At 38.7% G+C, this 13,766-nt stretch carries 8 protein-coding genes; all 8 read right to left on the reverse strand.

The window, feature by feature from the left end:
• Positions 1-74: 74 nt before the first annotated feature.
• Positions 75-1,679 carry a response regulator transcription factor gene (locus ACJ004_RS20150; protein ID WP_410894927.1) on the reverse strand — a complete coding sequence of 535 codons (1,605 nt, stop codon included), beginning with the start codon at positions 1,677-1,679 and terminating at the stop codon, positions 75-77.
• 224 nt (positions 1,680-1,903) lie between these two features.
• The gene (locus ACJ004_RS20155; protein ID WP_410894928.1) at positions 1,904-2,164 is read right to left on the reverse strand and encodes a Spo0E family sporulation regulatory protein-aspartic acid phosphatase; all 261 of its coding nucleotides are present in this window, start codon (positions 2,162-2,164) and stop codon (positions 1,904-1,906) included.
• A gap of 421 nt (positions 2,165-2,585) precedes the next feature.
• Entirely contained in the window at positions 2,586-6,500 is a 3,915-nt protein-coding gene (locus ACJ004_RS20160; RefSeq protein WP_410894929.1) for an Ig-like domain-containing protein, read from the reverse strand.
• Between the two features lie 475 nt (positions 6,501-6,975).
• Positions 6,976-8,001 (reverse strand): glycoside hydrolase family protein, encoded by a 1,026-nt coding sequence (locus ACJ004_RS20165; RefSeq protein WP_410894930.1) that lies wholly within the window; start codon positions 7,999-8,001, stop codon positions 6,976-6,978.
• 246 nt (positions 8,002-8,247) lie between these two features.
• Positions 8,248-8,901, reverse strand: coding sequence for a ThuA domain-containing protein (locus ACJ004_RS20170; RefSeq protein WP_410894931.1), 654 nt, complete (start codon positions 8,899-8,901; stop codon positions 8,248-8,250).
• 111 nt (positions 8,902-9,012) lie between these two features.
• Positions 9,013-10,200 carry a glycoside hydrolase family 88 protein gene (locus ACJ004_RS20175; protein ID WP_410894932.1) on the reverse strand — a complete coding sequence of 396 codons (1,188 nt, stop codon included), beginning with the start codon at positions 10,198-10,200 and terminating at the stop codon, positions 9,013-9,015.
• A gap of 150 nt (positions 10,201-10,350) precedes the next feature.
• A complete protein-coding gene (locus ACJ004_RS20180) occupies positions 10,351-12,471 on the reverse strand; it encodes an alginate lyase family protein (protein ID WP_410894933.1) in 2,121 nt (706 codons plus the stop codon).
• 288 nt (positions 12,472-12,759) lie between these two features.
• Entirely contained in the window at positions 12,760-12,963 is a 204-nt protein-coding gene (locus ACJ004_RS20185; protein ID WP_410894934.1) for a hypothetical protein, read from the reverse strand.
• Between the last annotated feature and the right edge of the window lie 803 nt (positions 12,964-13,766).

The raw sequence follows: 13,766 nt of genomic DNA on the forward strand, positions 1-13,766 counted from the left end.
CTATCTTGGTCCAAGTAGTGAAAATGGGGTTTTTCATATGAATTTCATAAATTACAAAATAAACCTTCTTGTCTTTACGAATGGATGGAATCTGTTTGCCTGGATTTATATTCTCCAGGGCTATATCCTGTATGTTTCTTAAATATTTTGGAGAAGTATGTTCTGTCCGAATAGCCTAACTGACTAGCAATATTTTCAATGCTATCTTCTTTTTCCTGCAGCATTTTCTCGGCTGTTTTCATTTTAAAGCGATGGATATAATCTGTGAAGTTTTCACCTGCTAATTTTTTAAAATAACGGGAGAAGTAACTAGGGTTTAAGAAAAGGAAGTTAGCCATATCCGCTGAGCTGATATTATCAGACAAATGCGCCATGATATACTGATCAATTTCTTGTAACTTTGGTTTTTTCCTCGAATCGCATGTTTTGTCCTCTAAGCAGCCTTTTAATTGTACCGTTCTATTTTTTAGCAGTAAAATGACTTCATTCAATTTAACAGAATTCTTGAAGAAGTAGGCGAAGTCATCATTTTTTAAAGAGCTGCCGCTTTTTACTTCCATATAGTTAATCCAGCGTTCCCCATGTTCTTTAAGTTGTATAGGATTAATACATTTTTCAATAGTGAGAGCATCCAACTCTTCGATTGTTCTACTAATGGTTGGTAAATCGTTGTTATCATATGCCTTCATCAAAGTTCTTCCTAACGGATTCAACAATTCATTTGAATTAATATTCCATTCGTTTCGAAGGTTAGGTCGCAATTGGTTGATAGTCGAACGATTGTAAAAGGCCTGATAACGGGATTCACTCAAGTTGAAAATTTCATCCCCAAGATCTGTTCTCCTGACTATTTGCCCACTGTATAAAAAAGAGAGATCTATTTTCAAGTATTCTTTAACCCTCTGTTGCAATTCATCTAGATAACGATAATATTCTTCAAAACTGTTTCGGGAAATCGTATATTTAAAGTTCAAAATGAAATACAGATTTTTTTCTTTATCCAGTATGGGAGTCATTCCTTCCACATTTTGAGCCAACTCCTCTGCTATGTTCAAAATCCCATATTTTATAGAAGGAAAATCCCGAAGGCGATATTTTTCCGGTAAACTGGAAAAATCAATAAAAGAGATCCCCGCAATAAAGTCGGGAAAATTCCAATGAATACCTAACCTTTTGCCGTAACCAATTACATTTTCAATATTCTTTCCAGAAAGAATCTGATCTAAAAAGTTTTGCTTTAAGACATCTTTATTTATTTGTATCGTTTCACGGAATGAATAGAGTTCATGATTATCTCGTGAATTTTTTATATGTTGGAGAGATTTTCTAAGACTTTTTTCTAATTGTTCAGAAGTAAGTTCATCTTTAATCAGATATTCGTCTGCCCCTAATTGAACAGCGCGTTTAGCGTAGTGGAAATCTTCATGACATGTAAGGAAAATCGTTCGAACTTCTGGTTTGATTTCTCTAAATTTCTCTGCTAATTCAAGCCCGTTCATTTGAGGAAGTCCAATATCTGAGATGACGATATCTGGGTTTGTTATACCAAATAATTGAAGCGCTTTCAAAGAAGAGTACGTTGAAGCACAAATAGTTAACTCTAGACTGTTCCACTGAACTAACTTTTCTAAATATTTTAGCATTGGGACATCATCATCTATTATCATGATTTTGTACATAACAAGCCCCCCTTTACAAGGTTGTTTTTGGCAATTATTGTGTCGTTAATGGCCATATATACTTTTTGTAGAGAAAATAAGGCTTTATATAAATGGAAAATGATAATTGAAATAAAGACTATCATTAGTTAGATCATATTTATAAAAAAATAAATAACTATTGCCCCTAAAACAACGGATATCGACATTCCCCATAGACAACCTTTTACAAATAAAGGTTTCATTTATATAATTAGCTTCTCCAGTTGTTGCTTATGGTCAATCTCCCTTTGAGGAAATGGAAAATTGCGATTACTAGCGCGATCTTCTGTGTGATGGTTTTGTATATTATAATTTTTAGATGCGATAATCTTTTGATACAGAATGATTAATTGGTCAAGTTCTTTACTAACTTGAATTGTCTCATGTCCCGAGAGTCCATACTGCTCTGCGAGAGCTATCATCTTTTTTCTTTTCCTTTCGATTAACATTTCTAGCATTTTCATATATTTCAACTTCCTTAATCTCAGTAATGAGGAAATATGTGGTAATAAACAATTTGTACTTCTTATGTTTGAAAAATGTAGTTAGGGCTAAAAATGTATAAGCCCGTTATTATTTCAACAAAATGTGTATGAAAGAAACATATCTAATATAATTTTACATTCTTTTAAATATTAAATACATTTAAAATTTAAGAGGCTTTTATGAAGTAAAACTTAAGGAAAAGCTCAATATAAATGAACCATCAAAAAAGCGGCCGCTTGATGTAGTAGTGATAAATTAAAGCTAATGGGATACGTCTTACCATATCGGATAAAATCAAAGAGTATGAAAATTCCTGTTCATCCAATTTTCATACTCTCTTTATTGGTATATTTACTTAAGCTTGATTCATATAAAGCGTCATAGTTAAATATGACAGTTTTATTCATGCCCCTTCAAGTACTCGATATCTTTCAGAAGCAGGATGGCAAATCCCTTGTCTATATACTTTCCTGATTGGGCTCCGACCTCATTCTGCAGCGCTTCCAAGTTCCAAGCTTTAGAAAGCAGGCTTTGCAGAACACCTATATTCGGGACCAAGCCTTTGTCGCCTGCAGCACGGATTACATCATCCAAATGATCTGCATCGATTGTAACCGTAAAGGTGTACTCCTTTGAAAATTGATTCCCTTCTCGATCAAAAACCGTCACGCCAATCGTGTGGCTGCCAATAGAAAGCGAAATTGGTTCGATAACTAACGGATTCTCAGCTTGTTTCCCATCCAATGTGACCGTCGTATTCTCAATCCCACCGCCGATATCATTCACATTGACGCTTATTTCCGCTTTTTCTGACTGCAGTATCATTGACGGAGCATGGGTCGCAATCTCGGGTGGTGTCACAAATTCCGATTCATTTATGACAACATATGCTTTTCCTGGAATCGAAATTTTCGGATAAAATAACGTTTCGACAACTTCCCCTGTCAGTCTGAATGGCGTTAATTGCTCCACGGTAATAACTGTAGAATCGCCAATCTCTTTTAAGTCCTTTATCTTCATGCCATATCCAGATCCATCCCCAAATCTGGTTTGTAGCCATCGTCCCCTTAATTTGCTTGAATTTTCAATTTTCCCCTTGACGGTAACCGTATTTTCTCTTTCAGCCGGATCAATTCCAAGATTGGTAGAAGCTGTCGTTGTGCCCGTAATCTCCAGCTCTTGTGTTTCAATACCATTCAACTTCAGATCCTTGTCTAACACTTTCCCAGATCCATAAACGTAGGAATACACAAGTTTTCCTGTTGAGGCATCTTTTCTTGCGACCGCAATCTTTCCTGCAAACGTAATTTCATCGTAGCTTCGCTCTTTAAGATCGTTGCTTGTATAGATGATATCTACATAGTTATCGGTTTTGACAACGGCAATATTCGTCATTGGGTCTCCATCTTCTGGTTTGACCCATTCTACATTATTGATTTTGCCTTGTTGATCTTTACTAAATATTTCATGGACAGCCCCATACTCTGTAATTTCATTGCTGTCAGATACAAGGTGTCTTCTTACAAGATGAGGTGTCAAATACTTCTTTTCATCTGCTTTTGTTTCAATTTTTCTTGCCGTTGGAATCTCCGATAAAAATATGTCGGAACCACTCACCCCATTCATAAAGGTGTGAATGGATGATCTTGTTTGTTGTCCTGTCCATGTAAAAGAGAAGCTGTCATCTCCAGAACCGGCTTTCGGATCTAATAAAAGATTCCTGTCAGTGGAAAAGCCCTGCGTACTGTTGATACTAGTCAAATAGTCTTGTAAATTGGCTTTTCCGGTATCCGTGAGCTGGGCTCCTTCAACCTGAACATCCATATTTTCCAATTCTGAGCCACGCTGATAAATTTCGTGCGCCTGTCCGCCTTTCATGCGGGTCAAGTCAAAGGTATAGTTGCGGTTCCCCCCCAAATTGACAAGCATGATTAATCTTCTATTGATTTCTGCCCCTTTTCCTTCCGGACCAGGATCGGAAGCTTCCACGAGCTGCACCTTTTTTCCGTTCGCAACTCCGGAGTCGTAAGCCAGCAGCTCCGGTTTTTGCCACTCTCCTGTCGATACCGTATTGGCTCCATCCTGCCTCCATACCCACGGCGTATTTCTCCAAAGCGGCCGCATAGAAGGATAACGCAATGTTGGCCCGCTTCCATCCGCATAGCTGGTTCTATTAAGATAGCCTGTATACGGAAGCATTTCGACTCCACCGCCCCAAAGATCGAGAGATAAAAAGTTGGTATGAGTATGACCGCCGCTAAAACCCAATCCAGTAGGCTGAAACAGCAACCCGGCATGGGTGGCCTCATTCAAATCACCCTGGAACAGGCCAAAATATCCAAGACCCGGCAATTCTATGTTTTTCAACCCCTTGCTGACCATGGGCAGTGGTTGTGGATCTCCGGTTTTACCGTAAGTATCATTAACTGGAATCGCTTTCCCGTCTGGATAAATCAGCTTCTCGGTTCCAAAGCCAAGGGTCATTTGCAATAATGGCCACCTCGAGCTGAGATCAGTCTTATCCAGCTTTAGTCCGAATTTGTTATCTTGATATCCATCAGGATCGGTCCAGTCTTTTAGCACATCCACGGTCGTCTTAACATTATTAGCTACCTGATCTCCGTAGCTGGTGGTTTCTTCATACCACATACTGTCGAAAAGATAATGGTCGCTCGAAAGTAGACGGTCATAGAGGTCAATGACTTCCCGGATCAACACCGGGTCATTTAAAAGCATGGCCGTAACGGCAGAGGATCTGCCGCCATATGGCGTGATATTATTCAAAGGCATGCTGTTCATGAGTCTGATACATTCGTAGGCGCCTGGTTTGAGCCAAAGCTCTTCGATGGTTTGCTTAACCTCTGCTGCGGAAACATCAGGGTCAAGCTCTCCCCATATATTCATGTCAAAAAGCGCGCCATAAGTGTAGACTGCATCCTGCGGAAATTGATAATTTCCTCCCCAAAAATCGCTATAGTTTTTGTTTACCACAATACGGGGATAATCCTGCGCCTGATAATAAAGGATGAGGGCAGCCTTTCTAGCATATTTATTGTCATTTGTAAGCTTATACAGCTGTGCGAAATATCTCGCATATCGTTCAAACTTGGTATGGTTATCTGGAATGTTTATCTTGGCAGATGCATCCATGACCTCCTGAATGAAAGTGCTTTCATTCATATCTACGTATTTTTGGAGATCGGGATTAGCAGTCATGATTTGGTCGAAGCTGTAATTAAGCTCGGGCCGGTACGATGATGTCAGAACCGCTGCCAGATCTGGGTTACTGATACTATGAGAATTCCAAATATGATCCGGCTCTTTTACCGTTACTTGGAAAGACTTGCTTAAGCCGGATGCTTGTTCGGTCACCGTAATCGTTGCCACACCCGTTTGCAATGCTAACAGTCCGTTACCCACTACTTTCGCGACATCGGGATTCGAGGATGTCCAGTTTACTTTTTCTACATAAGCCTCCTCGGGAACCATCTGGCCGGATAAAATCGCGGCCCTGCCTTTATCTACCGTGATGTCAGAGACAATAATATCTTGAAGTGGAGGAACGATATTCCCAACTTTCATATACTCTACCATCATCTGGCTTGGTATATTGCTCGCATTTTTATTTTGAATGAGTTTATTTTGGTATACTCCGACCCAATTGCCCAAATCAAGATTATTGATTTTCAGCTCACCATTGATCCAGACACTGTAACGATGGTTGGGGCTGTCAAGATCAACAACGATGTCATACCATTGATCCGCTGTATAAGAACCAAGAACATTCCCTTTATAGTCTTTGATCTTTCCAAACTCATCAAAAACAATCAGCGTCGGCCAAGCTAGGGACCCTGACGGCGGGGTCATACTCTTCATCTCGAAGATGCCTCTCTTAGAATTCGTATTGTTAAATTTCAGCCGGGTTTGGATACCGAACCGGTCCGTTTTATTAATACCGCCTTTATAAGTGCTTACGCTGCTTCCGGCAGCTTCCAAATAAAATACTTTGCGTTCTCCGTCGGTGGTAAGACCTGTGCTGTTCGAACCGGCCGTGGTAGTTACTGTTCCTAAAAATCGGGAATCCACCGTAGTAACATTGTTATTAACTTGCAAATCATATTGGCTGAAATCGATGTTCACGTAGGACGGGTTGATAAGAAATGGTGAAGAAGACTGTTGTTCTAGTTGATTAATCGAGGAATATTCATTATTTGCATCAGTTGATGCAAAAACAGGCATGGCACCTTCTATCAATGTTCCAGATGCCATTAAAAAAGCTAAACACATTGAAAAAACTTTCTTGCGTTTTTTCATATAACCACCCCTGCTTAATAGATTTAGTTTAAATTATATTCTGTTTATTCCGTTTCTTCTGTGCACTTTTTTGAGAAGGTTGTGCATTATTTTGATTCTTTTTCTTTTCTCGCTGCCCTTGTAAAATCCAGACCCCAATATAAAAACTGCTAGACTAAATATCTAACAGTTCATTTAACAGCAGCAGAAGGAATGGGATATTCCAAATGGTATGCCATTCCCTTTTTAAAAATTGTTTAATACTATTTCCCATCTTCTAACGGACCATATAATTCAATCTCACTGATCTCACTATCATGCCATCGATACTTAACGCTGTATTTATTTACTGTTGTTGTATTTCCCCATGACTGAATCCGGATATACCGGCTTTTGATAGGTATTATAGGATAGTTCTGGAAATCTTTGCTACCTATGCTGTTTACACCATAAAAGATTCGTTCTTAGTTCACTCCTCATAATGTGGCATGTTGGTTTAATCTGCTTTAAGTGGAATTACCATGTTCCATGTTTCCGTCGCTTTTTCAAATCCGCCGGGTCCATCAGCTGTAGCGGCAAAAAGATGCGTCGGCTGTCCATCCTGGAACAATAAAAATGGCCGCTCAAAACTTCCCATAGTTTGTACACTTCCATCATCCCACAATACTTTACGGGAATAGGCTTTCGGATTTTCAAATACGGTCCAATCTACTCCGTCTTTCGAAAAGGCATGGATACCGCCGTGCTCCTCGTGACAAATATTCCCTTCCATATCCTTTGCGATTAATTCGTATCCATCTTTGGTTTTCCAAATAAATGGATCTTCAAGATGAATTTTATCTGATGAAAAGATCGGGCCAAAACGAGAGTATTCCTCAAGATAATGAGGTGCCCAAGCAACGCCTAATGACATGTGGTAGCTGTGTTTATATCCCTGATAGCTTCTTGATTTATAGATGAGAAGTACCGATCCATCTTCGTGAACGCAGGGTGCAGGATTAGATGTAAAGTAACTGTCATATTTACCAGGGCGCGGCAGCAAAAGTGGTTCATCCAGTCTCTTCCATGGACCAAACACACTTTTGGAAGTCGCGATTCCGACTCGTTTATTTGCACGTCCAACGATCACTCTTGGATCATGGAGTGCCAATTCCTCATCAGGAGCCACATCTGGGAAAGGATGTGTCGATCCCATATAGTACAGGATATATGTATCCGCATGTTTCGTAATATGCGGATTATGAGTAGTTCGTCCGTCCCAATACTCTGCTCCTCTGGCAGGAAACACTACTTCCTGGAATTCATAAGGCCCCTCCGGCAGATCTGCAACGGCGCGAACCACTTCGGAAGCTATCAGCCATCCGGGGTGCATGGGTAAAGATTTAGGCCATCTAGAGGCAAACATGTGGAAGCGCCCGTCCTCCCCTTTTACGACAGACCCGCACCAAACCCAGTAATCTTTAAGCCTAAATCCTCCATTTTTTGGGGCGGGCAACATCCGGCTGAATAAGTTGCTTTGCATATGAATCCCCCACTCCATTTAGTATTTTTAACCGTCTGGGTCCATGGGACTCCATACGATCCTCTCTTTAGCGATATTTGAATAGGCACGCCTTCCTCCCAATCAAATTCGAGACTATTCTTCTTTCTTGGCATCGATGTACAAGCTTGGGCAGATGATACCCGAATTATTTAATTTAAATTATATTGCGTCTATTTGGTTTTTTCTGTGCATTATTTTGAGGAGATAGTGCATTATTTTGATGAATCAAAGGGATTTATTTAACAACCAATTAATTTTTTCTGCTAACAAACTGGAAATCTTTTTATTTAGCATTCCTTCTCTCGTATGACCCGGGGTAAAGCAGCAGATCTTCCCATTTCCATAGGAATGCTTCCATCCTGAGATAGAATCTCCATCGACACCATTACTCCAAAGATCCACTTCTGTATTTGCTGCATCACAATGAACAAAATAATGCTCATCGGAAAGGGAAAATGTATTGTCTTCACTTTTTTCATTTCCCTTCAAAATGTAAGTAACATTTTGCAGTCCTAGTGGATGATAGACAAAATAACCCCCTAGCATTTTTATGTAGTTGGACTCACTTGAATATCCAGCCATACCGGCATGCCAAGCCAGGATACTTCCCCCCTCTTTGATGTAGTTTACTAACTTATTATCCAAATCCTCTGTTAACCAAGTAATCACCTGTTCATCCATTGGATTTAGCTGGGCCATTTTTGCATTGATAAATAAGTCCGGTTTACCATCGAGCACTTGTGAAAATTCTTCATATGTAACATATTGAAGGTCAATTTCTTCTTTGTAAGGTAGTCTTGAAAGGGCTGCTTCTAATCCAGTCTTTGCATCGTCACGATCATGCCAGTAATCTCCTAATAATGCTACTATTTTTACCATTCTGCTTTTCTCCTTACCAGTTCATAAGCACTAATAAAAAACTGCTAGATTATTCATCTAACAGTCCAGTTCATAGTCGTCTTTTTTATTTTTTTCACTAGTATGTTGAATCTACCAATAAAGCTCCCAGTCTTTAAGCACCCTTACTAATGCCTCCATATAGTAATAATCGCCCCAGATGTTACATTCATCAACACCGCCATTATGCGGAATACTGTAAACTGCGTGTAAAAGCAGGCCATTTGATTCAGGATGATCGATGGTCGTATAGTTTTCAATTAACGATTTCAACATATGCAGCGCGGCATTGCGATAGATTTTTTTCAGTGGATGATCAGCCGGAATCCATTTATCCGCTTCCAATAGTCCGCAAATGGCAATACTTGCAGCCGATGTATCACGATATTGATCACCTTTTGTAAAAATAAGATCCCAGTAAGGAATGTAATCCTCCGGCAGTCTATTGAGGAAATATTGGGTCACTTTTTGATACATTTCCATGAAGCGCTCATCTTTTGTATACATGTAACTTAAAGGGAATCCGTATACACCCCAGGCTTGACCGCGGGACCAACAAGAATCGTCTGAATACCCTTGAGCCGTCACTCCTTTTGTGGGTTCCCCTGTTTCCCGATCAAAATAATACGTATGGAACGTCGACGCATCGTCTCTGACTACGACATGCATAGCGGTTTTGGCATGTTTATAAGCGGCTTCATAGTAACGCCCGTCGCCCGTTACTTCACTCGCCCAAAAAAGCAGCGGTAAATTCAAGTAGCAATCGATAATCAATCGATAGTTATCAGGAGCATTCAGATCCCCCCACGCTTGGATAAATTCACCCTTTTCACTAAAGCGCTCCATTAATGCATCTGCAGCCTTAAGAGCAATGTTTTTTGCCTCTGTATTTCCTGTCAGCTTGTAAGCGGCTACGCATGAAAGTGTATAAAGAAACCCCAAATCATGGTGGTTTAGCCCTAATCGCTCATCGATTCTTTTACGAAAGGTTTCCACTTGGATCTCAGCCACCTCACGAAACTTTTCATCCCCAGTCATATCGTAGGAAAGCCAAATCATTCCTGTCCAAAAGCCCTGTGTCCATTCATGATCATTTTTAACCGGTTGATACACATTGTTGACACTTGCCGCATCCGGAAACGTATCCTTGAAACGGTCAAGACTTTCTTCCACTTTTCGAATGGCTTGGTATAACGCTCTTTCAACCTGTTCTTTTGTTAAACCAGGGTTATTAGTAAACTTCTCAAGCTGTTTAATCCCTTCTGCAATAACAGTTGACATGGCAGGTATCTCCTTTTTATAGAACTCAAAAAAATATACTGTCATTATAGCTTCAACCATTCCATCAAGCTGTGTAAAATTTTTCCCTAAATGTGAGGGTTTTTTACTTTTTTAAAAAATCCTTAGCTAAAAGGAAGTATCCCTTTCATCCTACTTCACAACGATAACCTCTTCTCGGCCATTTTTTCGTTTGATTAGAACGATTTCACCAAATATTTGTGTTCCATCAACAACATACGACATTCGGTGCTGTGAAGGCTTTTGATGACAAACGATAATCAAGTGCTCTTCATTTATATGTGGCAAACATATTTTACACGCTTGTGCATCATTTTCACTTACTACATCTCCCAACAAATCATGCACTTTAACGGTGGTAACAGTTGGCATCGACTGATCACCAGCTCTACATGGGTAAATCAGTTGCATCATAGCTGTTGTGCCTATAGACTTTAATTCATATTGAACACTTTTGTTCTGTTCAACTAAATTATATTCATATGAAATATTACCTTCCTTGATTGCAGCTGTTATTTGATTCGAGTAAATTGGAATGAGATATAGGTTTGCTTCATCCATATTTTGTGTGGAGGAGCTTATTATATCTTCATTTAATACTATTTCTCCAGGTGCAAAGTGAAAGTTTTGCGAAAAGCTGTGTTCCCCTTTACATTCAAACACATCGATAAGTAGCCAATAATACGGCTTTACAAAAATAATTTTTCTACTGACATAAACCGGATCCTCTAAATGGAAGTACCCGTTGTGGCTGCCTTCAACGTAATCAACTGCTTCTTCACTAACCCATTTCGTCGCAATCGGTGCGGCAATTCGGCCAAAGTTCCATGTGTCTAAACACTCCGTAAAGTCGATTCCATCAACGAGTGTTGTATTATGGGAATGGGCCCTTTTCAATTCTTTTCTTAATGGATAGCTGTCGCTGTAATTATATCTTCCAAGGTCTATTAGAAAGTCTATACCGAATGCATGGACATCTATATGAAGAAGATCTGCGTGCCCATGCCCGCCCCCTAGCTGCCCGCAATGAAAATATAGATATAAATCATTCTCGTCCCAGCCTGACCGCATGAAGAAGTTGCCAGTATCCTCAAATCCACAGGAAATATTCTTTGGTTTTTCAACAGGTAAATGGTTATATAAGTTGATTCCATTTACACCAAATGACCACATATTGTCAAAATCAATGGATGAGAATCCTCCCAACTTTAAGCAAGGATCTTTAAAAACGATTGCAGCCGTTGTGATGATATCTCTCAGGTCAAAATCATCACTATCACCCTTCATCGGCTGATGATGATTGGGTTTAGCCATGTAAAGGTCTGCAAATGCCATTTTCCTCGCTGCCTCGATGATTAATTTATCGATTTCAATCTCATTATCTTTACCAAGATGAACCGCTTCTAAATAACATAAAAGGACTTCATTATGATACATGGGAGACTGTTCCCAGTGCATACCATCTTTCATGACTTGAAGCCGAGCTGTTTTCTTTAGTCGTTCAAGGCTTAACCGCTGCCATTTATTCGCTTCTAAAAACTCGGATGCGAAGATTGCTAGTTCAAATAAACCTTTGCTTTCAATCACACCCCAATTACTAATCGATTTCCAATTGGTGAAATCATCTGCTAAACATTGTCCATGTTCATACAAGGATCCGATCATCTTCCCAAACAACTTAGGGGTAAAATGGATACTGTTTTTAAAATAGTAAAATGCTTTAATCCAATTGCTAGCCCGCAAACCTGCTTCTATCGTTCGCCATGTATGTGTGGATGATTTTGGAGGGTTCGAGTCGATCCAGTCTGAGAGATGTTCACAAAACGTATGGGCATACCTTTCATCTCCTGTTACTAAATAGGCCTGACCAAGAGGAATAAAATAGCGGTGTCTGTTTAACATATATGTCCACTCTGGATCTTCGAAAGGGATATGATTCCAATCGATTTTTCCTTCAAATGTAACAGGGACGTTTGTCCGCTCCATATCCCATGCTTCTTGAAAAATGAATGATTGATTCACTACTTGTTCAGCAACCTTCGTCACACGGTCAATTTCTTCTTGAAAGTGAATGTTTGCATACTCTATTAAGCTTTCTTTTTCAAGATCGTTAAAAGAAAGCTTCGAATCTTCCATTTTCATATAATAGTCTTTTAATAGACGAAGGGATTCCTCAGGTTGTTTTCGTCTGACTGCCTCTTTTACATCGATAAGTCTAGGATGATCTAAATGAATAAGGTTAAATAGGTTCATCATTTCACGCCTCTTTTTGTTGAGTCTTTATTCATAGGCAAACCGCTACAATAGTTGAATATAGTGTAATAGAGTAAACATCGTTTGGAATATGTTAAACTTGTAGAAAATCGTGTATTATTTTTACCTTTTGACGCATTTTTTCTAAAAATAGGGTTCCTTGCCATCTCTAAGAATTTATAATGACAATCCACAATTAAACGAGAATAAAAACCCCGGAATCTATATTCTAAATTCGGGGGTTTATCTAATTCCGTAGAAACCTTGGTTATTTTTTTGGAGTTTGGCTTAAACCAATAGACAAATATGATTGTTTTTTTCATAAACTGTTAAACTACCCTCTTGCTCCTTTTTTTTCCAACCACTTAAGTTAATTACTATGCGATATCTTAAAGGAATACCATTTTCTTCAGAAGCTGGAGACCATTTATATTCTTTGAACTCAGCGTTTTTCTTAAGTAAATCAGCGTTTTTAGGAACAGGAAAGCCCATAAATTTTTTTGATTTCTCATATGAGAATATCGTTATTGAAGAATACAGAATAATAATCAGAACAATTACAATTAATCCAGCTAATATTTTCTTATTAATGATAATTCTCCTTCCTACTACATCTTTATTACTCTATATGTCGAATAGGCTGTTATATCATTGAAACTTCTTTTCAGGTAATTATCTGTATGTCCAGAAAGTAGAAGGTTACTACTTTGTTTTTCAAAAACCTATATTGTGTGTGAGTACCGATCAGCCCCAGCTTTCTTAAACTGAATTACATCTCCAGATTTTGTATTATTGATTATATTTGTTTTGCTTGTACTAGAGTAAGCACTCTGTGTTCTAACTAAATGGGTAAGTAATTTCATTTCAATTATCCCAAAAGTATAATCGTCCCTATATGTTACAGAAGCCGAAGTTTGATCTCCAAATGTAAATTAACCTAAAATTAAACTGACAGTAATTATAAAGCAAAAATCTTTTTCATATAAAACCTCCTCGTACATTAATTCTCTCTCTTTCATATTTTCCCCTTACACTTGATGGAAAACAGTTATTAATACTTATATTTTTCTTAAATTGTAAGTATAACGTCAAACTTGAAAAACAGTATGATAAAAAGACGGTTCGGATGCCCATACCGTCCCTCTTTTGATTGTTTATTTATGCAGTTAATTTCCGTTTTTCGATGCTCCCCGTGGCAAGCATCTACTAGAAAGATTTTCCGACAATCTTTTTCAAATTTCTTGTTGCTATTTATAATAGTTGCTGATAATATAATAAGAGCGTAAATTGGAAAG

Origin of the sequence: Neobacillus sp. 204, assembly GCF_046562815.1 — a bacterium.
Classification (GTDB): Bacteria; Bacillota; Bacilli; order Bacillales; family Cytobacillaceae; genus Neobacillus.